This is a genomic window from Streptomyces sp. NBC_00443 (assembly GCF_036014175.1).
Lineage (GTDB): Bacteria > Actinomycetota > Actinomycetes > Streptomycetales > Streptomycetaceae > Streptomyces.
The window spans coordinates 2,869,690-2,891,321 of sequence record NZ_CP107917.1 but is presented as its reverse complement, the minus strand read 5'-3'; the positions used below and the strand labels follow the sequence as shown (position 1 = coordinate 2,891,321).

Sequence of the window (21,632 nt, the reverse complement as noted above, 5' to 3'; positions counted from 1 at the left end):
GATACAAATGAGCTGCGCATTGCTCAGCCGTGTTACTCGGCGGTGTAACGCGGCGGAGCCGCATAATCGATGCGGCCGACCAGTGCGTAGGTCTGCGTCGCGATCTCCAGTTCTTCATCCGTCGGCACCACCGCGACCGCCACCCGCGCGCCCGCGGGCGAGATCAGCCGCGGCTCGTCACCGCGTACGGCGTTCAGCTCGGCGTCCACCGCGAGGCCCAGTTGTTCCAGGCCCGCCACGGCAGCCTCCCGTACCGGTGCCGCGTTCTCGCCGACGCCGGCCGTGAACGCGATCGCGTCCACCCTGCCGAGCACCGCGTAATAGGCGCCTATGTACTTCTTCAGTCGGTGAATGTAGATGTCGAAGGCCAATTGGGCCCGCTCGTCACCTTCGTCGATCCGCCGGCGGATCTCCCGCATGTCGTTGTCGCCGCACAGGCCGATCAATCCGCTCTTCTTGTTGAGAAGAGTGTCGATTTCCGCAATGGACATTTCGCCAACACGCGCCAAATGGAAGATGACGGCGGGATCGATGTCACCGGATCGCGTACCCATCACGAGTCCCTCCAAAGGCGTCAGCCCCATGGAGGTGTCCACGCACTTGCCGCCCCGTACGGCGGACGCGGACGCGCCGTTGCCGAGGTGCAGCACGATGACGTTCACGTCCTCGGGTGCCTTGCCCAGCAGTTTCGCCGTGGCCCGGGAGACGTACGCGTGCGAGGTGCCGTGGAAGCCGTACCGGCGTATCCGATGCCGGTCGGCGGTCTCCACGTCGATCGCGTAGCGGGCGGCCGACTCCGGCATCGTGGTGTGGAACGCGGTGTCGAAGACGGCGACCTGGGGCAGGTCCGGGCGCAGCCCCATGGCCGTACGGATGCCGGTGAGGTTGGCCGGGTTGTGCAGCGGTGCCACCGGGATGAGCCGTTCGATCTCGGCGAGTACGGCGTCGTCGATGACGGTCGGCTCGGTGAACCGCTTGCCGCCGTGCACCACCCGGTGCCCGATCGCGGCCAGCTCGGGCGAGTCGACCCCGAGGCCGTCCTGGGCGAGCTCCGCCGAGACGGCCTTCAGGGCGGCGTCGTGGTCGGCGATGGGCCCGGTCCACTCGCGGGTCTCGCCGCCGCTCGCCAGCGGGGTGTGCTTGAGCCGGGACGTCTCCTCGCCGATGCGCTCGACGAGGCCCACGGCCAGCCGGCTGCTGTCGCGCATGTCGAGCAGCTGGTACTTCACCGACGAGGAGCCGGAGTTGAGGACGAGGACGCGGGTCGCGGTCACTGGGCGGTGGCCTTCTCGGTGGGGGTCTGGGCGGGGGACAGGTCGGGGGTCTGGGCCTGGATGGCGGTGATCGCCACGGTGTTCACGATGTCCTGGACCAGGGCGCCCCGGGACAGGTCGTTGACCGGCTTGCGCAGACCCTGCAGCACCGGGCCCACCGCGATCGCGCCGGCCGAGCGCTGCACGGCCTTGTACGTGTTGTTGCCGGTGTTGAGGTCCGGAAAGATCAACACGCTTGCCTGGCCGGCGACTTCGGACTCCGGCAGCTTGGTGGCCGCGACCGACGGCTCGACCGCCGCGTCGTACTGGATCGGCCCATCGATCTTCAGGTCGGGCCGCCGCTCGCGCACCAGCTCCGTCGCCTCGCGCACCTTGTCGACATCGGCGCCCGAACCGGACGTACCCGTCGAGTACGACAGCATCGCGATCCGCGGCTCCACGCCGAACCGCTGGGCGGTGGCCGCCGACTGGATGGCGATGTCGGCCAGCTGCTCGGCGTTCGGGTCGGGGTTCACGGCGCAGTCGCCGTAGACCAGAACACGGTCGGCGAGGCACATGAAGAAGACGGACGAGACGATGTCGGCGTCGGGGTTGGTCTTGATGATCTCGAAGCCGGGCCGGATCGTCGCGGCGGTCGAGTGCACGGACCCCGAGACCATGCCGTCCGCGAGGCCCTCCTGCACCATCAGCGTGCCGAAGTAGTTCACATCGGAGACGACGTCGTACGCCAGCTCCACCGTGACGCCCTTGTGGGCGCGCAGCTGGGCGTACTTCTCGGCGAAGGTGTCGCGCAGCTCGCTGGTCGCCGGGTCGATCAGCTGGGTGTCGCCCAGGTCGATGCCGAGGTCGGCGGCCTGCTTGCGGATCCGGTCGACCGGCCCGAGAAGCGTGAGGTCGCAGACGTTGCGGCGCAGCAGCACCTCGGCGGCGTGCAGGACGCGCGGCTCGGTGCCCTCGGGCAGCACGATGCGGCGCATGTCCGAGCGGGCCTGCTCCAGCAGCTTGTGCTCGAACATCATCGGCGTGAGCCGGTCGCTGCTCGGCGCCGAGACCCGCTTCAGCAGGTCGCCGGTGTCGACGTACCGCTCGAAGAGGCCGAGGGCGGTCTCCGCCTTGCGCGGGGTCGCCGCGTTCAACTTGCCCTCCAGGGCGAAGAGCTGCTCGGCGGTGGGGAAGCTGTAGCCCGGCACCGAGAGCACCGGGGTGCCCGGGGCGAGGCGGGCGGCGAGGGTGAGGATCTCGTCGCCGGGGCGCTCGTCCAGGGTGAGCAGGAGGCCGGCGATCGGCGGGGTGCCGGCGCTGTGCGCGGCCAGCGAGCCGACGACCAGGTCGGCGCGGTCGCCCGAGGTGACGACCAGGCAGCCCGGAGTCAGCGCCTTGAGGAAGTTCGGCAGCATCGCGCCGCCGAACACGAAGTCCAGGGCGTCGCGCGCGAGCCCCGAGTCGTCGCCGAGCAGGACCTTCGCGTCCAGGGTCTGGGCGATCTGCCAGACGGTCGGCGCGGCGAGGGCGGGCTCGTCGGGGACGACGTAACAGGGCACCGGCAGCCGCGACCGCAGCGACTGGGCGATCTCGTCCCGGTCGTCCCGGGCGACCCGGTTGGCGACCATGGCGAGCACGTCACAGCCCAGGCCCTCGTAGGCCCGGAAGGCGTTGCGCGTCTCGGCGAGCACCGACTCGGCGGCCTGCTTGCGCCCGCCCACGACGGGTATCACGGACGCGCCGAACTCGTTGGCGAGCCGGGCGTTGAGGGAGAGCTCGTCCGGGAGCTGGGTGTCGGCGTAGTCGGTGCCGAGGACGAGGACCACGTCGTAGTCGCGGGCGACGGCGTGGAAGCGGTCGACGAGCGTGGAGACCAGCTCGTCCGTGCCGCGCTCGGCCTGCAGCGCGGACGCCTCGTGGTAGTCCATGCCGTAGACCGTCGCCGGGTCCTGGGAGAGGCGGTAGCGGGCGCGCAGCAACTCGAACAGGCGGTCCGGGACGTGGTGGACCAGCGGCCGGAACACCCCCACCCGGTCGACCTGCCGGGTCAGGAGCTCCATGACTCCCAGTTCGACGATCTGGCGGCCGTCGCCGCGGTCGATGCCGGTCACGTACACGCTGCGCGTCACGCGTGCTCTCCGTTTCGTCTTCGTCGTCGTCTTCGTGCTTGTCTGCGTCTGTCGTGCGTTCTGTCGTGCGCCTGTCGTGCGTCCGTCGGCGGCCTGGCGGAGCCTGCAGAAAATCGCTCACCGGGGTGAGCGAAACCCTCTTGACAATACCCTTGCCGGTAGATAAGGCGCCCGTCAGGTTCGTGGGCCCGACATCCCCCTCGGGACATGAAACAATCGGACTGGCTCACCGGTATCAACAGCGAGCAGGAGACACAGCACGATGCGTATCGGAGTCCTCACCGCAGGCGGCGACTGCCCCGGCCTGAACGCCGTGATCCGGTCGGTCGTGCACCGTGCCGTCGCCCAGTACGGCGACGAGGTGATCGGCTTCGAGGACGGGTACGCGGGCCTGCTGGACGGCCACTACCGCAGCCTCGACCTGGAGGCGGTCAGCGGCATCCTGGCCCGCGGGGGCACGATCCTGGGTTCGTCCCGGCTGGAGCGCGACCGGCTGCGCGAGGCCTGCGAGAGCGCCCCCGACATCGCCCGCGACTTCGGCATCGACGCGCTGGTCCCGATCGGCGGCGAGGGCACGCTGACGGCGGCCCGCATGCTGTCGGACGCGGGCCTGCCCGTGGTCGGCGTACCGAAGACCATCGACAACGACATCTCGTCCACGGACCGGACGTTCGGCTTCGACACGGCCGTCGGCGTCGCCACGGAGGCCATGGACCGCCTGAAGACCACGGCGGAGTCCCACCAGCGTGTGATGGTCGTCGAGGTCATGGGCCGCCACGCGGGCTGGATCGCGCTGGAGTCCGGCATGGCCGCCGGCGCCCACGGCATCTGCCTGCCCGAGCGGCCCTTCGACCCCGCCCTGCTCGTCAAGATGGTCGAGGAGCGCTTCGCGCGCGGCAAGAAGTTCGCGGTGATCTGCGTCGCCGAGGGCGCCCACCCCGCCGACGGCAGCATGGACTACGGCAAGGGCGAGATCGACCAGTTCGGCCACGAGCGCTTCCAGGGCATCGGCACGGCCCTGGCCTTCGAACTGGAGCGCCGCCTCGGCAAGGAGGCCAAGCCGGTCATCCTCGGCCACGTCCAGCGTGGCGGTGTGCCCACGGCGTACGACCGTGTCCTCGCCACCCGCTTCGGCTGGCACGCGGTGGAGGCGGCCCACCAGGGCCATTTCGGCAGGATGACCGCGCTGCGCGGGACCGACATCGTGATGGTGCCGCTGGCGGAGGCCGTGACCGAGCTGAAGACGGTGCCGAAGGACCGGATGGACGAGGCGGAGTCGGTCTTCTAGCGCCGGGCTGCCGGCCGCGCGTCACAGGACCACTGAGACGTCAGGGGGCATCCCCTGGACGGTCCTCCAGAAGTGCTCCACGATCCGGTCCAGGAACTCACGGCCGGCCGCGCTGGAGTCGTTGCCGCCCCCGCCCCAGCTGAGCGTGGCGGTCATCTGCCCCTGGTAGCTCTGGTGCAGCTCCTGGAGGGCGTCCTCCAGGAGCCGCCGGTCCAGGGGCACCATCTTCCCGACCGGGCGTACGTACGCCTGCCAGCGCGTCGTCACGGCACTGCGCAGCAGATCGGCGAGCTTCGCGTCACGGCCGGTGACGGTGATGAAGTCCGGGACCGTCAGACCGAGGACGTCGGCGAGGGCGGCGGACTGACGGTCGGTGCCCTGCCAGTCGTCGCTCTCCTCCATGCGGAGGTACGTGCCGAGGTCGTGCCCGACGGTACGGGCCACGTCCTCGGGGGCGAGGCCGCGGGCGATGCGGTGTTCACGCAACGTCCGGGGCTTGCCGAGCAGTTCACTGGGCGAGCACCACAGCACGCCCGCCAGAGCGGTCAGCTCGCTGTTGTCCGGGGACGCGATCTCGCGTTCCCAGGCGATGACGAGGTCCTCGGTGACGTAGGGGAGTCCGTACGAGGTTCGCATGCCGTAGGCGACGTGCTCGGGCCGCATGTTCAGGGCGGCACGCAGTCTGCGGGCGGCGGGCGCGTTGAAGGGGGGAGTGGGCGGGGTACGGCGGCTCGAGCGGTTGTGGGGCTGGTTCGGTTGGGCTTGGGGTCGGCGCACGGGGCACAACGTAGGGCGGGCGGAGTGGGCTGACTACGGTCTGTTCAGCCAGGATCACGGATTGTAGGAAGCTACGGCTACCGGCGGGTTCGGCGCCGAACGGGGCCCCTCCGGGGGCGGGCGGGCGAGGGGCGGGTGAGGGCTCCGGCGGGTGGTGGCATTCCACGAATGGCAACCTCGGTGGGCATATTCGCAGGCGCCGTGCGGTGTCGATCTCCGGACGTCCGGTGGCGGTGCGGCAGGAGTGCGTGGCGTGGGTGTCGGTCGTGCGGGCGGGCGTCGAAGGTGCGTACGCCCGCCGGCGCGGGGATCGACCGCGTGGCGATGGACGGCAGGCGGCTCAATCCCGACGCTCGCCGCGCGCGGGACGCGCACCTACCCCTTGACCGCCCCGCCCAGGGCGAACCCTCCGCCCAGCCGCCTCGCCACCAGCACATAGAGCAGAATCACCGGCGTCGAGTAGATGATCGAGAACGCCGCCAGCTGCCCGTACACCACCGTCCCCCGATTCCCGAAGAACTCGTTGATGCTCACCGCGGCGGGCATCTGGTCCGGCGTGAGCAGCAGCATGAACGGGACGAAGAAGTTCCCCCACATCATCACGAACGAGAACACCGTCACCACCGCCACCCCGGGCCCCATCAGCGGCAGCACCACCCGCACCAGCGACTGCAGCGACGACGCCCCGTCCGTCCAGGCCGCCTCCTCCAGCTCCTTCGGCACCCCGTCCATGAAGTTCTTCATCAGCCAGATGGCGAACGGCAGTTGGGAGGCGGCGAAGAAGAAGATCGTCCCTTCCATGGTGTCGATGAGGTTCACCTGCACGAACAGGGCGTACACCGGCACCATGATCGCCGTGACCGGCAGGCTCGTCGCGAACAGGATCGTGAGCAGGAACGGGCGGTTGAAGCGGGACCGGAACCGCGACAGCGGGTAGGCGGCGAGCGCCGCGCACACGACCGTCAGCGCCGTGCCCCCGCCGCACAGCAGCAGGCTGTTGAGCAGCGGTGTGAAGGTGATGTCCGGGGTGAGAACCGCGTCGAAGTTGTCCAGCGTGACGCCGTCCGGGACCTTCACCTGGAGGTTGGCGTTCGTGTCCAGCGAGGACAGGAGCACCCACGCCAGCGGGAGCACGAAGGCCGCGGCCACCACCAGGAGGCCGGCGTCGGCGGCCAGACGGTGAGAAGTGCGCCGGGACGAGAGAGTGCGAGGCATACGGCGTCACACCTCCGTTCGCAGCAGACGCAGGTAGACCACGGAGAACAACGAGCCCACCACCAGGAGCAGAAGGGCGACCGCAGTGCCGTAACCGATCATGCTCTTCTGGAACGCCTCCTCGTACATGAACAGCGGCAGCGTCTGGCTCTTGCCGCCCGGGCCGCCCCTCGTCATCACCCAGATCAGGCCGAAGACGGACAGGGTCTGGAGGGTGATCAGCATGAGGTTGGTGCCGATGGAGCGGCGGATCATCGGGAGGGTGATGTGCCACATACGGCGCCAGCCGCCGGCGCCGTCGACCTCCGCCGCCTCGGTGATCTCCTTGGGTATCTCGTTCAGTGCCGCGGAGTACACCAGCATCGAGAAGGCGGTGCCGCGCCAGACGTTCGCGAACGACACCGCCAGGATCGGGAGTGTGAACAGCCAGTTCTGGGTGGGGAGATGGAGCCAGTCCAGGATGGCGTTCAGGGTGCCCTCGCGGCGGAAGAAGGCGTAGAGGAGGAAGCCCGCGACGACCTCCGGCAGGACCCACGCCGTGATGACGATGGCGCCCACGAGGGTGCGAACGGGCTTCGACGCGCGCTGCATCAGCGCGGCCAGGGCCAGGCCCAGCGTGTTCTGGCCGAGCAGGGCGGAGACGACGGTGAAGACGAGGGTCAGCCAGACCGCGTTGCGGAACGCCTCGTCGTCGAACGCCGTACGGAAGTTGTCGAAACCGACGAAAGAGTCCTCGGCCTGGCCGGTGAGCTGGAGGTCGGTGAAGGCGATGTAGGCGCAGTAGGCGATGGGGCCGGCGAGGAAGAGCAGCAGGAGGACGACGGCCGGGGTGACCGGGAGGGCGCGGGTCAGGGAACGGGCACGCGTCATACGCGCGGGCCCGTCTCCGCAGCGTCCGGCACGCTCACTTCTCGATCACCTGGTTGTCCGCGGCCGACTTCAGCTCCTCGTCGTAGGCCTTTGCCGCGTCCTCGACCGACATGTCACCCGTCGTCACGCCCTCCATCGCCTCCTGCACGGCGGTGGAGACCTTCGGGTACGCCGGGTAGGCGGGCCGGTAGTGGGTGCTGGCGACGAGGTCCGTGAAGAACTTGATGCCGGGCTGGGCCTCCGTGTAGGCGGGGTCGTCCGCGACGTCCTGCCGTACGGCGATGCCGGAGTTGGCGACGTACCACTTCTGGGCGTTCGCCTTCGTCTGCATCGTCTTGATGAAGTCGAAGGCCATGTCGGGATTGCCTGCCTTGGCCGGGATGGACCAGGTCCAGCCGCCGGACATGCTCACCTTGCCGGGGCCCTGGCCCTTCTGGGTGGGCATCGCGGCGAGACCGAGCTCGTCGGACCACTCGGGCCATTCGTGTCCGCTGCCGGGGAGCCAGTCCTGCGGCAGCCAGGAGCCGTCGAGGGCGATGGCGAGCTTGCCCTGAGGGAGCCACTCACCGCGGACGCGGGTCATGACGTTGGGGTCGAGGGCGTCCGAGACCTCCGGGCCGAGCTTCTCCTTGTAGACGGTCTCGACGAAGCCGAGGGAGTCCTTGAAGCCCTGGCTGCCGGCGACCCACTTCTTGGCGGACCTGTCGTAGAGCGGATCCGACGAACCGTCGTTCGTGCCGTAGAGCAGCATCTCGAAGGTCTGCATGGTGGCGGCTTCGCCGACGGGCTTGCCCGTGTAGACGTTGAGCGGGATGACGTCGGGGACCTTCTTCTTGACGGCCCGGGCGGCGTCGAGGACCTCGTCCCAGGTCTTGGGCTGCCAGTCGGCGGGCAGGCCGGCCTTCTCGAAGATCTCCTTGTTGAACCACAGCCCCCGGGTGTCCGTCCCGTCCGGGACGCCGTACGTCTTCCCGTCCTCCCCCTTGGCCGCCGCCTTCGCCGTTTCGATGAACTGGCCCCAGTCCTTCCACTTGGCGAGGTAGGGGTCGAGCGGCTTCAAGTACCCGCTGGTGATGTCCGAGTTGATGAGGAACGTGTCCTCGTAGACCAGGTCCGGGGCGGTCTTGGGGGAGCGGAGCATCTGCTGGAGCTTGGTGTAGTACTCCGAGTCAGGGGCCTTGATCGGCACGAACTCGACCTTCTTGCCCGGGTTCGCCTTCTCGAACTGCTTCTTGATGTCCGCGAGGTAGGTGTCCATCACCTTGATGGAGTTGTCCGTGGACTGCTTGAAGGAGACCTTGAGGGTGTCCGGGTCGCTGCCGGATCCCCCGCCACAGGCGGTGAGCGTGCCTGCGGCGGCGAGGGTGAGGGCGAGAAGTGTGGGGAGGGCGGGGCGAGTTGGGCGGGTGGTTCGGGCGGCTCGGACGGGGCGGGCGGTGGGGCGCACGGGCATGACCTCCTGGGGCCTACGTCGTTGTGGCCTGGGGTTGTCTGCCCGGTGAACCTAAGAGGAGTGGTCTAGTCAGGTCAATGAGTGTGCGTGGGATTGGAGGGTGGTTCGGGAAGCTGCTTGCGCCGGGGGCTCGTCGCTACCGGCCGGACCCCGCCCCCGGAACCCACCGATACACCAACTCCGGCCTCCCCACCTGCCCGTACACGGGTGCCCGCTCGGCCCTCCCCGCCTCCACCAGGTGCTCCAGATACCGCCGAGCCGTGATCCGGGAAATCCCCACGGCCTCGGCCACCCCCGCAGCGGTAAGCCCCTCCTCGGCCTCCCGCACGGCCCCGGTGACCCGCTCCAGCGTCGGCCCGCTCAACCCCTTCGGCAGCGCCGCCGGCCCCGGCGCCCGCAGTGTCGCCAGGGCCCGGTCCACCTCGTCCTGTCCGCTCGCCTCACCGACCGCCGCATGGAACTCGGCATAGCGCACCAGGCGGTCCCGGAGCGTGGCGAACGTGAAGGGCTTCAGTACGTACTGCACGACCCCCAGCGACACCCCCTCCCGCACCACGGCGAGATCCCGGGCCGACGTCACCGCGATCACGTCCGCGTGGTGCCCGGCCGCGCGCAGCGACCGCGCCAGCTGCAGACCGTGCACATCCGGCAGGTGCAGGTCCAGCAGCAGCAGATCCACCGGCGTACGCTCCAGCGCGCGCCGTGCCTCCGCACCGGTGTGCGCCTTGCCGACCGCGACGAAGCCCGGCACCCGGCCGACGTACATCATGTGCGCGTCCGCCGCGACCGGATCGTCCTCCACGACCAGGACACGAATCGCCTGCTCGGCCGCCGCCGTCATACGTCACCTCTCGAAACGACCGCACGATCGGAACCCGGCCGGGGCTCGGACTGCTGGGATTGCTGAGATCGCCGGCGTCGCCGGGACTGCTGCGCACGCTCGGCGTCCGGCGAGGTCTTGCCTCCTGGTTGGGGCTCGGCGCCCGCGGGTGGCTCCGTGCCCGGTCTGGGCTCGCCGTCCGGGTGGGACTCGGTGTCCGGCAGTGCCTTCGTGCCCGGCTGGGGCCCACTGCATGGTTGGGGTTGCCTGTCCGCCGGTAGCGGCTCGGTGCCCCGGGGTGCTTCTGTGCCTGGTTGGGGCTTCGCGCCCGCGGGTGGCGCCGTGCCCGGTCTGGGCTCGCCGTCCGGGTGGGACTCGGTGTCCGGCAGTCGTTCCGCGCCCGGCACGGGTTCGCCGTCCGGCAGCGGCTTGGTGCCCGGGTGGGTCTCGCCGTCCCCGAGTGGCTCGGTGCCCGGCTGGGCCTCGCCGCCTGGTTTCGGCCCGCCGCCCCGCACTGCTTCAGTGGCCGACAGTGGCTCGGCACCCGGCAAGGGCTCGGCGTCACCGAATGGCGGCTCCGCGCCCGGCCTGGGCTCGGCGCCCGGTCTGGGCCCGGCGTCCAGCAGTGGCTCCGTGGTCGGCAGGAGCTCAGCACCCGGAAGGGGGTCAGCCCCCGATCCAGGCTCCGCCCCTACTCCCCGCGCCCCCTTCCGCAGGTGCCCCTCGCCCAGTGGCAACCGTGCCTCGAATTCCGCCCCACCCCCGGCGGCCTCCGCCACCGACAGGTCCCCGTCGTGCCGGTGCACCGCCTGCCGTACCAGCGCCAGCCCCAGCCCGCGGCCGCCCGGCCCCGCCGGCTTCGTCGAGAAGCCGCGCTCGAACACCGCCTCCGCGTGGGCGGGATCCACCCCGCCTCCCGTGTCGGACACGCGCAGGACCAGCTCTCCGCCCTGGGTGTACGCGGTCACCGTCACTCGCGCCCCCACGCTGCCCTGCGCGGCGTCCACTGCGTTGTCGATCAGGTTGCCGAGGATCGTCACCAGGTCCCGGGCCGGCAGGGAAGACGGCAGCAGGCGGTCGTCCAGTCGGCTGTCCCGCGAGACGACGAGCTCGACGCCCCGCTCGTTGGCCTGTGCTGTCTTGCCCAGCAGAAGAGCCGCCAGCACCGGTTCGCTGACCGCCGCGACGACCTGGTCCGTCAGCGCCTGCGCCAGCTCCAGCTCGGCCGTCGCGAACTCCACCGCCTCCTCGGCGCGTCCGAGTTCGATCAGCGAGACCACCGTGTGCAGGCGGTTCGCCGCCTCGTGCGCCTGGGACCGCAACGCCTGAGTGAAACCCCGCTCGGAGTCCAACTCGCCCATCAGGGACTGGAGTTCGGTCACATCGCGCAGGGTCACCACCGTGCCGCGGCGCTCACCGCCCGACACCGGTGACGTGTTCACCACCAGCACCCGCTCCGCCGCGAGGTGCACCTCGTCCACCCGCGGCTCGGACGCCAGCAGCGCCCCGGTCAGCGGGGCGGGCAGGCCTAGCTGTGCGACCGACTGCCCCACCACATCGCCGGCCACGCCGAGCAGCTCGCGCCCGCCATCATTGATCAGCGCCACCCGGTACTGCCCGTCCAGCATCAGCAGCCCCTCACGCACCGCGTGCAGGGCAGCCTGGTGGTAGTCGTGCATACGGCTCAGCTCGGCGGCGTTCATGCCGTGGGTGTGCCGGCGAAGGCGGGCGTTGATCACGTACGTGCCGATCGCCCCCAGCGTCAGCGCGCCCCCTGCCACCCCGATCAGGGCCGTCAGCTGGTCCTGCACCCGCTTGCTGATCTCCTCGACCCGGATGCCCGCGCTCACCAATCCGACGATCTGCGCGGGCCGGTTCCCCCCGTCGTAGATCGGTACGACCGCCCGGACGGACGGGCCGAGCGTGCCGGTGTATGTCTCCGTGAAGGGCTCCCCGCGCAGGGCGCGCTCCGTGTGGCCGCGGAAGTGCTGCCCGATCTGCTTCTCGTCGGGGTGCGTCCAGCGGATGCCCTCGGGATTCATGATCGTGACGAAGTCGACCTCCGCATCGCGCTGGACTCGGAGCGCGTACGGCTGGAGCTCGGCCGTCGGATCGGCCGTACGGATCGCCTCCCCCACGGACGGGGCGTCGGCTATCGACTGCGCCACCGCCATGGCCTGCCGGCCCGCCGCGTCCTCGGCCTGCCCGCGGTCGCTGACGTACGTGAACACCGCGTACCCGGCGACGAGCACCGCTATCAGCACGGCCTGCATGGCGAAGAGCTGGCCGGCCAGGCTGCGGGGTCGCGGGACGGGGAAGCGCATGTCGTCAGTTTGCCCCATGGCCGATTTTGGCCGACCTGCCTGTGGATAAGTGGTTCCCGCAGCTCGAATGCCATGACTCGATGTGAGTCACGTCACTCCACAGTCCTGTTCGAGGCGGTCAGGCCTCGGGTCGGGACGACGTCCGGCGACAGGGCGTGCAGACCGACGTCGGGCCCCAGCTCCTCGTGGACCCGCATCGTCCACACCTGCCGCCCCCGACTGTCCTCCCCGTGTGGCGGCTCCGCTCGTCCCTGTGCGGAACCTGGCCGCGCGTCACCGGGGCCGGTCCCGGTGAACTAAATGAACGGAAGGGTGACCGCCCTCACATGGCGGGAGATAGTCACCGCATCGCTGAGTACGACCCCGTCCCCCTGGGGCTCGCCAGCCGATCAGCGAACCCCCCACCCCGGACGTGAGCCGCACGCCGGTGATACCGACGAAGACGTCAAGGAGGGCAGCCGTGGCCGCCGCCAGTTCCCCCGACAAGGCACCTGCCGCACCCGTCGCCAAAACCAAACGGGACCGCACGCACTACCTCTACATCGCGGTGATCATCGCGGTGGCCCTCGGTATCGCCGTGGGTCTGGCCGCGCCCGACTTCGCGGTCGAGCTGAAGCCCATCGGAACGGGCTTCGTCGCCCTGATCAAGATGATGATCTCGCCGATCATCTTCTGCACGATCGTCCTGGGCATCGGCTCGGTACGGAAGGCGGCCAAGGTCGGCGCCGTCGGCGGTATCGCGCTCGTCTACTTCCTCGCGATGTCGCTGGTCGCCCTCGCCATCGGCCTCGTCGTCGGCAACATCCTGGAGCCCGGCACCGGACTCGCGGTCACCGACGCCATCAAGGACGCCGGTCACGCGCAGGTCGACGCCGAGGCCAAGGACACCACCGAGTTCCTGCTCGGCATCATCCCGACCACGATCGTCTCCGCCTTCACCAGCGAGAGCGTCCTGCAGACCCTGCTCATCGCACTGCTCGCCGGCTTCGCGCTCCAGGCCATGGGCTCGGCCGGGACGCCGATCCTGCGCGGCATCGAGCACATCCAGCGGCTCGTCTTCCGCATCCTCGCCATGGTGATGTGGGCCGCGCCGATCGGTGCCTTCGGCGCCATCGCCGCCGTCACCGGTTCGGCCGGTGTGGACGCGCTGAAGAGCCTCGCCGTGCTGATGCTCGGCTTCTACGTCACCTGCTTCCTCTTCGTCTTCATCGTGCTCGGCGCGCTGCTGCGGGTCGTCGCCGGCCTCAACATCTTCACGCTCTTCAAGTACCTGGGCCGCGAGTTCCTGCTGATCCTGTCGACCTCCTCCTCCGAGTCGGCGCTGCCGCGCCTCATCGCGAAGATGGAGCACCTCGGCGTCAGCAAGCCGGTGGTCGGTATCACCGTCCCGACCGGCTACTCCTTCAACCTCGACGGCACCATGATCTACATGACCATGGCGTCCCTGTTCATCGCCGACGCCATGGGTACGCCGATGGCGATCGGCGAGCAGATCCCGCTGCTGCTCTTCCTGCTGGTCGCCTCCAAGGGCGCCGCCGGTGTCACCGGAGCCGGCCTCGCGACCCTGGCCGGTGGCCTCCAGTCGCACAAGCCGGCCCTGGTGGACGGCATCGGCCTCATCGTCGGCATCGACCGCTTCATGAGCGAGGCCCGCGCCCTGACGAACTTCGCGGGCAACGCGGTGGCGACGGTGCTGATCGGGACGTGGACGAAGGAGATCGACCGCGGGCGGGTCGACGATGTGCTCGCCGGCCACATTCCGTTCGACGAGAAGACGCTCCTGGACGACGGGCACGGGGGTCCGGCGGATGCCGACGCCGATGCCAATGCCGTGCCGGGGCAGGGCGGGGAGAAGGAGCTCGCCAAGGCGTAGACGCTCTGCGGAGCGCCCCGCTGGGAGAGCCGATGTGAGCTCGGGGGTGCTGTTGTCGGCGGGCTGCGGGTTGTCTGTGGCTGGTCGCGCAGTTCCCCGCGCCCCCCGGGGGCCCGCCCTCCTCCGATCTCCGGACGTCCGGCCCCGCCTGAACCGGGGCCGGACGTCCGGCATTTGAGATGGCCCCGTTTCCTGCCGCGGTTGCCCTGACGTCGGCGTCAAGGATTACGTTCGTACGCATGCGAATCGGCGAGCTGGCCGCGCGGGCCGGGACCACGACGCGCACGTTGCGCTATTACGAGTCGCGGGGGCTCCTGCCCGCGCGACGGGGCGGCAACGGCTATCGGACGTATGACGAGAACGACCTGAAACTGCTGCGGCAGATCAGGACGTTGCAGGACTTCGGGTTCGACCTGGAGGAGACCCGGCCCTTCGTGGAGTGTCTGCGGGCCGGGCATCCGGAGGGCGACTCGTGTCCCGCCTCACTCGCGGTCTACCGGCGCAAGCTGGACGAGCTCGACGCGCTGATCGGCGAGTTGCAGGCCGTGCGGGTCAAGATCGGCCTGCGGCTGGCGATGGCCGAGGGGGAACCACCGTTGTGCGAACTGGGAGGGCAGGAGCTGTGATCAAGGCGGCGGGCGTGGCCGAGGTGACGGACGCGGACTTCGAGACGGAGGTGATCGGGGCGGAGCTGCCGGTGCTGGTGGAGTTCACCGCGGACTGGTGCCCGCCCTGCCGGCAGATGGGGCCGGTGCTCACGGCCCTGGCCCGGGAGGAGGGCGACAGGCTGAAGGTGGTCCAGCTGGACGTGGACACAAACCCCGAGACGACCAACGCGTACAAGGTGCTGTCGATGCCGACGTTCATGGTCTTCCGGGGCGGCGAGCCCGTGAAGGCGATGGTGGGCGCCCGGCCCAAGCGGCGGCTGCTGGAGGAGCTGTCCGACGTGTTCGACGCGGACTGACCGCACGGACTGACCTCACGCAATACGAAAGAAATCCCCCGAGCAATTGCGCTCGGGGGATTTCTTTCGTATATTCAATGGTTCGCGACTTCAGTGGAATTGAGTCGCGGAGAAGTTCAGTGAGCACAGTATATCCGGGCGGGAGCTGAATTGTCAAACACCGAATTTCAAGACGGTGAAATGCGGCGGGAGCAGGAATTCATCGACGGCCTGTACGCGCGCGTGGACCTGCTGCGCGGCGACACCGAGGACTCCGTCACGGACGCGCTCGGCCAGGGCAACACGCCGATGCAGGCCCGCCTGGAGCGGGACATCCTCGTCGCAGAGCGCACGGGGCTGCTCGCCGCGCTGAACGCCGTGGACGGTTCGCTCTGCTTCGGCCGGATCGACCTGGCCTCGGGCACCACCCACCACATCGGCCGGATCGGCCTGCGCACCGACGACGCCGAGCGCACGCCGATCCTCATCGACTGGCGGGCCGACGTCGCCCGCCCCTTCTACCTGGCCACCGGCCACACCCCGATGGGGCTCAGGCGCCGGCGGCACATCACCACCAGCGGCCGTACGGTGTCCGCCCTGCACGACGAGATCCTGGACCTCGGGGACCAGGAGCGGACCGGCCACGAGGACCCGACCGGCGACGCCGTCCTGCTCGCCGCGCTCAACACCGCCCGCACCGGCCGCATGAACGACATCGTGCAGACCATCCAGGCCGAACAGGACGAGATCATCCGGGCGCCGCACCGCGGTGTGCTGGTGGTGGAGGGCGGTCCGGGTACCGGCAAGACGGCGGTCGCCCTGCACCGCGCCGCTTATCTCCTCTACGAGCACCGCGAGCTGCTCGCCAAGCGCGCCGTCCTGATCGTCGGCCCCAACCCCGCGTTCCTCGGCTACATCGGCGAGGTCCTGCCCTCGCTGGGTGAGACGGGCGTCATGCTGGCCACCGTCGGTGAACTGTTCCCCGGCGTGAAGGCGACGGCGACCGACACCCGGGAGGCGGCTGCGGTGAAGGGACGCGCCGGCATGGCGGACGTGCTCGCCGAGGTCGTACGGGACTGGCAGGCGCTGCCCGACCCGGTGATCGCGATCGGGCACGACCGCGAGGTCCTGATGCTCGACGACGGCCTGGTGAAGGTGGCGCGGGAGAAGGCCCGTGCGGCGCGGCTGCCGCACAACACGGCGCGGGAGCACTTCGAGGGCCACATCCTCAACACCCTCACCGAGCTGTACGCCGAGCGGGTCGGGACGGACCCCTTCGACGGTACGAACCTGCTGGACCCGAGCGACATCACGCAGATCCGTGACGAGATCGCCGAAAACCCCGAAGTCTGGGCCGCCATCGACCAGCTGTGGCCGCGGCTGACCCCGCAGCGACTGGTCGCGGACTTCCTTGCCGATCCCGTCGGTTATGTCCCCGACGAGGACGCGGCCGCGATCCGGCGCCCGGTGACGCGGGCGTGGACGGTGGCGGACGTACCGCTGCTCGACGAGGCGGCGGAACTGCTCGGCGAGGACGACCGGGTGAAGCGGGCGCTGGCCGAGCGGGAGCGGGAGACGCAGGTCGCCTACGCACAGGGCGTGCTGGACGTCTCGTACGCCTCGCGTACCTACGAGTTCGAGGACAAGGACGTAGAGGACTCCGAGGTCCTGTCCGCGCACGACATCATCGACGCCGAGCGGTTCGCGCAGCGCCAGGAGGAGGACGACCACCGCAGCGCCGCCGAACGCGCGGCGGCCGACCGGACCTGGGCGTTCGGGCACATCATCGTCGACGAGGCGCAGGAGCTGTCGCCGATGGCCTGGCGGCTGCTGATGCGGCGCAGCCCGACCCGCTCGATGACCCTGGTCGGCGACCCGGCCCAGACGGCCGAGGCGGCGGGCGTCGGCTCGTGGCGGGAGATCCTGCAGCCGTACGTCGCGGACCGCTGGGAGCACACTCGCCTCGGCGTCAACTACCGTACGCCCGCCGAGATCATGGACCTCGCGGCGGCCGTGGTCCGGGCCGAGAACCCCGGCTTCGAGCCGCCGAGCTCGGTCCGTTCCACAGGGGTACGGCCTTGGGTGCGCGCGACCGACGACCTGCCGGACGCCGTCGCGAAGGCGGTCGGGGAACTGACCCCGCCGAGGGCCGGCTCGCGGTCATCGCCCCAGGCCATCTGCACCGCAGGCTGGCGGCCCGCCTGGAGGGGGTGACGGCCGGCGCGGAGCCCGATCTCACCCAGACCGTCGTACTCCTCGACCCGCGTCAGTCCAAGGGCCTGGAGTTCGACTCGGTACTGGTGGTGGAGCCGGGGCTGTACGGCACGAGCGACCTGTACGTGGCACTCACCCGGGCGACGCAGCGGTTGGGGGTGCTGCACACGGGGTCGCTGCCGCCGGGCTTGACCGAGGACGTGCCGGCGTCGGGGTGACCGTCGTCCTCGAACGCCGGACGGGCTGGGTGGGTTCAGCTCGTCCGGCGTCCGAGAGGATCTCTACGCCGGGCGCAGCCACACCGTCGCCAGAGGTGGCAGCGTCAGCCGGATGCTGGCCGGCCGCCCGTGCCAACCCTGCGGCTCCGGCTTGACCGGGTCGGGGTTGGTGACGTCGCTGCCGCCGTACCTGGCCGCGTCGGTGTTCACCGTCTCGTGCCAGGCCGGGACATCGTCCGGGACGCCCAGGCGGTACTCGTCGCGGACGACCGGCGACAGATTCGACACCGCCAGCAGCGGAGCCCCCTCCGCGTCGTAGCGCAGGAACGCGAGCACGTTGTCGTCGGCGGCGTCTCCCACCACCCACTGGAACCCGGCGGGGTCGGTGTCCCGCTGCCACAGCGCCGGCGTGTGCCGGTACACCGTGTTCAGATCGCGGACCAGGTCCCGCACCCCGCGATGGTCAGGCTCCGCCCCGTACGCCGGATCCAGCAGCCACCAGTCCGGCCCGTGCGCCTCCGACCACTCCGCGCCCTGGGCGAACTCCTGACCCATGAAGAGCAGTTGCTTGCCCGGGTGGGCCCACATGAACCCCAGATACGCGCGATGGTTGGCGCGCTGCTGCCACCAGTCGCCCGGCATCTTCGACACCAGCGACCGCTTGCCGTGCACGACCTCGTCGTGGGAGATGGGCAGCACGTAGTTCTCGCTGTAGGCGTATACCATCGAGAACGTCATCTCGTTGTGGTGGTGCTTGCGGTGCACCGGCTCCTTCGCCATGTACTCCAGCGAGTCGTGCATCCAGCCCATGTTCCACTTCAGCCCGAAGCCGAGACCGCCGAAGCCACCCGGGCCCGCCACGTGCGTCGGGCGCGTCACGCCGTCCCAGGCCGTGGACTCCTCCGCGATCGTCACGACCCCCGGCACCCGACGGTACACCGTCGCGTTCATCTCCTGCAGGAACGCCACCGCGTCCAGGTTCTCCCGCCCGCCGTGCTCGTTCGGGACCCACTGACCCGGCTCGCGCGAGTAGTCCAGGTAGAGCATGGACGCCACCGCGTCCACCCGGAGCCCGTCGATGTGGAACTCCTCGCACCAGTAGATGGCGTTGGCGACCAGGAAGTTGCGCACCTCGCGCCGACCGAAGTCGAACTCCAGGGTGCCCCAGTCGGGGTGGGCCGACCGCAGCGGATCCTCGTGCTCGTACAGCGGCCGCCCGTCGAACTCGGCGAGCGCCCAGTCGTCGCGCGGGAAGTGCGCCGGCACCCAGTCCATCAGGACACCGATGCCGGCCTGGTGCAGGCAGTCCACCAGGTACTTGAAGTCGTCGGGGTGCCGAGCCGGGCCGTGGGTGCGTAGAGACCGGTGACCTGGTAGCCCCAGGAGCCGCCGAAGGGGTGCTCGGCGACCGGCATCAGCTCGACGTGCGTGAAGCCCAGGTCCTTGACGTACGCGGGCAGCTGCTCGGCGAGTTGCCGGTACGTCAGCCCCGGCCGCCAGGACGCCAGGTGGACCTCGTAGACCGAGAGCGGCGCCTCGTGCGTCGGCACCGACCCGCGCCGTGCCAGCCAGTCCGCGTCGCCCCACTCGTGCTGCGAGGCGTACACGATGGACGACGTGTTGGGCGGGGCCTCCGTCCGGCGGGCCATGGGGTCGGCGCGCAGTGTCTTCGAGCCGTCGGGCCGGGTGATCTCGAACTTGTACAGCTCGCCCTCGCCGATGCCGGGCACGAACAGCTCCCAGATGCCGGTGCCGCCGAGCGAGCGCAACGGAAAGCCCGTGCCGTCCCAGAAGTTGAAGGTGCCGGCCAGGGACACGCCCCGGGCGTTCGGCGCCCACACCGTGAACCGGGTGCCGGTCACGCCCTGGTGCGTCATCGGCTCGGCGCCGAGCGCCTTCCACAGCTCCTCGTGCCGGCCCTCGCCGATCAGATGCAGGTCGAGCTCGCCCAGCGCGGGCAGGAAACGGTACGCGTCCTCGGTTTCCTGCACCGAGCCCTCGTAGCCCACCAGGAACTGGTAGCCCGCAGGCACCTCCAGCAGCGGCAGCAGTCCGGAGAAGAACCCCTCCCCGTCGTCGTGCAGCTCGGCGCGCAGGCTGCCCACGACGACCGTCACCGACAGGGCGAACGGCCTGAAGGCCCGGAAGGCGACACCACCGGGCACCGGATGCGCGCCGAGGACGGAGTGCGGGGCGTGGTGGGTGCCGTTGAGGAGGCGGTCGCGGTCGGCCGCGTCGAGGGCGGGGGACACGGCCACGTCCGCCGGGGCGGCCGGGAGTTCGACCGGTACCGCCTTTTGCGCGGGGATCTTCTTGGGCGCCGTCTTCTGCGCGGGGATCTTCTTGGCGGCGGCCTTCTTCGCGGCCGTCCTCTTCGAGGTGTCCGTGCTCTTCGCGGCGGTGGTCTTCGCGCCCGCCTTCTTGGCCACGGCTTTCTTGGCGGCGGCCTTCTTTGCCGGAGCCTTCTTCGCGGCCGCCTTCTTCGCCGGGGCTTTCTTCGCAGTCGCCCTGTTTGCCGCGCCCGCCTTCGCCGCGGCGGCCTTCTTCGTCGTCCCCTTCCTCATGGCGTCCGCGGCCTTCTCGGCGGCCTTGGCCGTCTTCGCGGTCGCCTTCTTCGCGACGCTGGTCTTCTCGGCGGCCTGCTCCTGGGCCTTCTCCACGGCCGGCTTCTCAGCCGTCTTCTTCGAATCCGAACCGCTGGAGGGAGTGGTGCGGGGGGTCACGGGGAGGGCCTCCTAGGCGCAGGTGGGGATGAGGGGATCGAGAGGGTGGAGGGGGTGGCGGGGGACGAGGTGTCGGCGCCCGCGGCCAGCCGGCTTATGGCGGACAGCGGTACCGGCAGCCAGTCGGGGCGGTGGCGGGCCTCGTAGACGACCTCGTAGATCGCCTTGTCAGTCTCGTACGCACGCAGCAGCACCGGATCCGTCCGCGGATCGGCGCCGCTGACCTGTGCGTATCCGGAGCAGTAGGCGGCCCGGCAGGTGTTGGCCCAGCCCGGTACCGACGGGTCGGCCGAGTGGGCCGCGTAGTCGAAGGAACGCAGCATGCCCGCGACGTCCCGCACCGGCGGCTGCGGCATCCGCCGTTCGGCCAGCGGCTTCGACGGCTCGCCCTCGAAGTCGATCAGCCACCACTGCCCGCTGGGTGAGCGCAGGCACTGCCCGAGGTGCAGGTCGCCGTGGATGCGCTGGGCGGTCCAGGTGCAACCCTCGGCGGCGAGGCCGGCCAGCGCCTCGAAGGCGGAGCGCAGGCCGGGCGCGTACGGCCGCAGCGCCGGCACCGCCTGCGCGGCCGCGTCGAGCCGCTCGACCATGCCGTCGACCAGCTGCTGCACCTGCGTGTGCCCGAGGGTGACGGTCGGCAGCGTGCGGGCCAGTGCGGTGTGCACCTCGGCGGTCGCGCGCCCGAGCGCCCGTGCCGCGGACGCGAAGTCCTCACCCTTGGCCAGCTCGCGCAACGCCAGCTCCCAGCCGTCCGTGGCGCCCTGTACGAACGGCTGCAGCACGCCCAGCACATACGCCTCGTCCGCCGTTGCCCCGGCAGGCGTCAGCTCCGCCCGGATCCACGCCGTCGGCGCGGGGACCCGGTCGCAGCCCTCGCGGGCCAGCGCCAAAGGAAGCTCCAGGTCGGGGTTGACGCCGGGCACGACCCGGCGCAGCAGCTTCAGAATGAACGTATCGCCGTAGACGACCGACGAGTTCGACTGTTCGGACGTGACCAGGCGCGGCACCAGACCGGACCGGATCTCATGGCTGTCGTCCCGCTCGAAGCGCAGGCCGCCGATCCGGGCTCCGGTGCGCAGCGCCTCCAGGAGCAGCTCGGTGGGACGGGTGTCGTACAGGGCGTCGTACACCGTGCGTCCGGCGAGCGGGCCGTCGGCCACGTGTCCGATCAGCGCGGGCGCCAGCCGGGGCGGCAGGGCCTCGCGCTCGCCTATCAACAGCTGGTAGCAGTCGGCGGGCTGCTCGGGCGCGCCCGGCACCGGCGCGATGGCCTGATGCGCGCGCACGAGCAGGTGGTACAGGCCCAGCTTGCCGCCGGGCGGCAGCAGTTCGGTGGCCGCCACCAGCGAGAACCCGGTGATTGGACGGCCCTTGCCCGCGAACCAGCGCTGCCGTGGCAGCCACTCCCGCAGCAAGGGGTCCAGCGAGGCGAGGAGACCTGGTGAGGTCGTGAGGGTGCGGGTGACGGCTTTCGACATGGCGTCACGTCCTTTCCCCGGACCGGGCGGGGTGGTTACTGATGCGTGCCC

Annotated in this window: 12 protein-coding genes and 3 pseudogenes; 5 read left to right on the top strand and 10 right to left on the bottom strand. The window is 70.3% G+C overall.

Annotated features, from left to right (window positions below; translation table 11 throughout):
* Nucleotides 1-32 precede the first annotated feature (32 nt).
* Complete coding sequence (locus OHO27_RS12625; RefSeq protein WP_328423283.1) at nucleotides 33-1,274, bottom strand: acetate kinase; 1,242 nt, start codon at nucleotides 1,272-1,274, stop codon at nucleotides 33-35.
* Complete coding sequence (pta, locus tag OHO27_RS12620; RefSeq protein WP_328423281.1) at nucleotides 1,271-3,385, bottom strand: phosphate acetyltransferase; 2,115 nt, start codon at nucleotides 3,383-3,385, stop codon at nucleotides 1,271-1,273. The genes OHO27_RS12625 and pta overlap by 4 nt, the downstream gene beginning before the upstream one ends.
* Before the next feature lie 262 nt (nucleotides 3,386-3,647).
* On the opposite strand from pta, the gene OHO27_RS12615 reads away from it, so the two are divergent.
* Nucleotides 3,648-4,673: an ATP-dependent 6-phosphofructokinase gene (locus OHO27_RS12615; RefSeq protein WP_328423279.1), complete on the top strand. Its 1,026-nt coding sequence runs from the start codon at nucleotides 3,648-3,650 to the stop codon at nucleotides 4,671-4,673.
* A 21-nt stretch (nucleotides 4,674-4,694) separates the two neighbouring features.
* Here the strand turns inward: OHO27_RS12615 and OHO27_RS12610 are convergent, their stop codons facing one another.
* The 6 genes and pseudogenes from OHO27_RS12610 to OHO27_RS12585 form a co-directional block, all read right to left on the bottom strand.
* A complete protein-coding gene (locus OHO27_RS12610) occupies nucleotides 4,695-5,450 on the bottom strand; it encodes a helix-turn-helix domain-containing protein (RefSeq protein ID WP_443059537.1) in 756 nt (251 codons plus the stop codon).
* A 375-nt stretch (nucleotides 5,451-5,825) separates the two neighbouring features.
* A complete protein-coding gene (locus OHO27_RS12605; protein ID WP_328423277.1) occupies nucleotides 5,826-6,665 on the bottom strand; it encodes a carbohydrate ABC transporter permease in 840 nt (279 codons plus the stop codon).
* 6 nt (nucleotides 6,666-6,671) lie between these two features.
* Nucleotides 6,672-7,535 carry a carbohydrate ABC transporter permease gene (locus OHO27_RS12600; RefSeq protein WP_328423275.1) on the bottom strand — a complete coding sequence of 288 codons (864 nt, stop codon included), beginning with the start codon at nucleotides 7,533-7,535 and terminating at the stop codon, nucleotides 6,672-6,674.
* Nucleotides 7,536-7,569: 34 nt separating this feature from the next.
* Nucleotides 7,570-8,988: an extracellular solute-binding protein gene (locus OHO27_RS12595; protein WP_328423273.1), complete on the bottom strand. Its 1,419-nt coding sequence runs from the start codon at nucleotides 8,986-8,988 to the stop codon at nucleotides 7,570-7,572.
* A 136-nt stretch (nucleotides 8,989-9,124) separates the two neighbouring features.
* Nucleotides 9,125-9,829, bottom strand: coding sequence for a response regulator (locus OHO27_RS12590; RefSeq protein ID WP_328423271.1), 705 nt, complete (start codon nucleotides 9,827-9,829; stop codon nucleotides 9,125-9,127).
* Nucleotides 9,830-10,485: 656 nt separating this feature from the next.
* Nucleotides 10,486-12,132: pseudogene (locus OHO27_RS12585) on the bottom strand (sensor histidine kinase); the annotation flags it as partial.
* A 460-nt stretch (nucleotides 12,133-12,592) separates the two neighbouring features.
* On the opposite strand from OHO27_RS12585, the gene OHO27_RS12580 reads away from it, so the two are divergent.
* The 4 genes and pseudogenes from OHO27_RS12580 (at nucleotide 12,593) to OHO27_RS12565 (ending at nucleotide 17,380) form a co-directional block, all read left to right on the top strand.
* Nucleotides 12,593-14,005, top strand: a complete 1,413-nt coding sequence (locus OHO27_RS12580; RefSeq protein ID WP_328423269.1) for a cation:dicarboxylate symporter family transporter — start codon at nucleotides 12,593-12,595, stop codon at nucleotides 14,003-14,005.
* Between the two features lie 239 nt (nucleotides 14,006-14,244).
* Complete coding sequence (locus OHO27_RS12575; RefSeq protein ID WP_328423267.1) at nucleotides 14,245-14,631, top strand: MerR family transcriptional regulator; 387 nt, start codon at nucleotides 14,245-14,247, stop codon at nucleotides 14,629-14,631.
* Between the two features lie 14 nt (nucleotides 14,632-14,645).
* Nucleotides 14,646-14,969, top strand: a complete 324-nt coding sequence (locus OHO27_RS12570; RefSeq protein ID WP_328430410.1) for a thioredoxin family protein — start codon at nucleotides 14,646-14,648, stop codon at nucleotides 14,967-14,969.
* Between the two features lie 180 nt (nucleotides 14,970-15,149).
* Nucleotides 15,150-17,380 (top strand): annotated as a pseudogene (locus OHO27_RS12565) (HelD family protein).
* 63 nt (nucleotides 17,381-17,443) lie between these two features.
* Here OHO27_RS12565 and glgB read toward each other — a convergent pair.
* Nucleotides 17,444-20,103: pseudogene (gene glgB / locus OHO27_RS12560) on the bottom strand (1,4-alpha-glucan branching enzyme).
* Nucleotides 20,100-21,581, bottom strand: a complete 1,482-nt coding sequence (locus OHO27_RS12555; RefSeq protein ID WP_328423265.1) for a maltokinase N-terminal cap-like domain-containing protein — start codon at nucleotides 21,579-21,581, stop codon at nucleotides 20,100-20,102. Before OHO27_RS12555 ends, glgB begins: the two are co-directional and overlap by 4 nt.
* Between the last annotated feature and the right edge of the window lie 51 nt (nucleotides 21,582-21,632).

Bases quoted from the DNA above. Each gene is read 5' to 3' on its own strand.
- OHO27_RS12615 (WP_328423279.1), top strand. From the start codon at position 3,648: ATGCGTATCGGAGTCCTCACCGCAGGCGGCGACTGCCCCGGCCTGAAC.
- OHO27_RS12605 (WP_328423277.1), bottom strand. From the start codon at position 6,665: ATGCCTCGCACTCTCTCGTCCCGGCGCACTTCTCACCGTCTGGCCGCC.
- OHO27_RS12600 (WP_328423275.1), bottom strand. From the start codon at position 7,535: ATGACGCGTGCCCGTTCCCTGACCCGCGCCCTCCCGGTCACCCCGGCC.
- OHO27_RS12595 (WP_328423273.1), bottom strand. From the start codon at position 8,988: ATGCCCGTGCGCCCCACCGCCCGCCCCGTCCGAGCCGCCCGAACCACC.
- OHO27_RS12590 (WP_328423271.1), bottom strand. From the start codon at position 9,829: ATGACGGCGGCGGCCGAGCAGGCGATTCGTGTCCTGGTCGTGGAGGAC.
- OHO27_RS12575 (WP_328423267.1), top strand. From the start codon at position 14,245: ATGCGAATCGGCGAGCTGGCCGCGCGGGCCGGGACCACGACGCGCACG.
- OHO27_RS12555 (WP_328423265.1), bottom strand. From the start codon at position 21,581: ATGTCGAAAGCCGTCACCCGCACCCTCACGACCTCACCAGGTCTCCTC.